Source organism: Xanthobacter autotrophicus (assembly GCF_005871085.1).
Lineage (GTDB): Bacteria > Pseudomonadota > Alphaproteobacteria > Rhizobiales > Xanthobacteraceae > Xanthobacter > Xanthobacter autotrophicus.
In genome coordinates, this window is the sequence record NZ_VAUP01000032.1 from 1 (window position 1) to 798 (window position 798).

The 798-nt window shown below is 68.2% G+C and carries 1 protein-coding gene; it reads left to right on the top strand.

Features of this window, described 5'->3' with window-relative positions; genetic code table 11:
* Positions 1 to 358: 358 nt before the first annotated feature.
* Positions 359 to 658: a DUF736 domain-containing protein gene (locus tag FBQ73_RS15905; protein WP_138400486.1), complete on the top strand. Its 300-nt coding sequence runs from the start codon at positions 359 to 361 to the stop codon at positions 656 to 658.
* Positions 659 to 798: the final 140 nt, after the last annotated feature.

A 798-nucleotide genomic window follows, 5' to 3' on the forward strand; every position in this document is an offset into this window, starting at 1 on the left:
GTGTCGTTGGGTTGGAGGCAGGTGGCCATGACCGCGGGAGGGTGATGCACCGGCGGCGCTGAGCATGCTGATGAGGCGCCGACCGCCAGCGTCGATCTCTGCCGATCATGCGGCGAAGCCCCCAGGCGGCCTCTCTTCTGGGCTGGTCTGGCGCCGGTCCGGCCTTGGCCTGCAACGGCTCCGCCGACCTTCTTCCCCTGACCGCAAGCGGTCATTCCTCGCGGGACAACAAGCTCGGCTGCCGCCGTCCTCCGCTGCCGCTGCGGCCCACAAGGGGTGCAGCCGTCCGGTCCGTCGCCTCTCGACCGCCATCGAGGCCGCATCGGGCGGCTTCGGGCAAAGCTCAGGAAATACGACAATGGCTCAGATCGGCACCTTCACCCGCGACGAGAACGGCGCCTATGCCGGGACGATCAAGACCCTCACCCTCAACGTCAAGGCCACCATCAAGCCCTGCGACCGCGACACCGACAAGGCGCCCGACTACCGCGTCACCGCCAACGGCGTCGAGTTCGGCGCCGGCTGGAGCCGGACCGCCCGCGAGACCGGCGCCGAATACCTCTCGCTCAAGCTCGACGATCCGTCCTTCACGAACCCGGTCTACGCCTCCCTGGTCCAGGGCGACAAGGGCGAGCACAAGCTCATCTGGTCGCGGTGACCGGCCAAGGGCGCTCCGCTTCCCGCGGGGCGCCCACCTTCCAGCCCGCAATTATGCGGAGCAGAACCCCCGCCGAAACCGGCGGCAACACAGACCTTACAGGCCGGCGCTCTGCATAATCCCGCTCTCCGCATAATCGA

Coding starts and splice junctions, on each gene's coding strand:
- FBQ73_RS15905 (WP_138400486.1), top strand. CDS start 359: ATGGCTCAGATCGGCACCTTCACCCGCGACGAGAACGGCGCCTATGCC.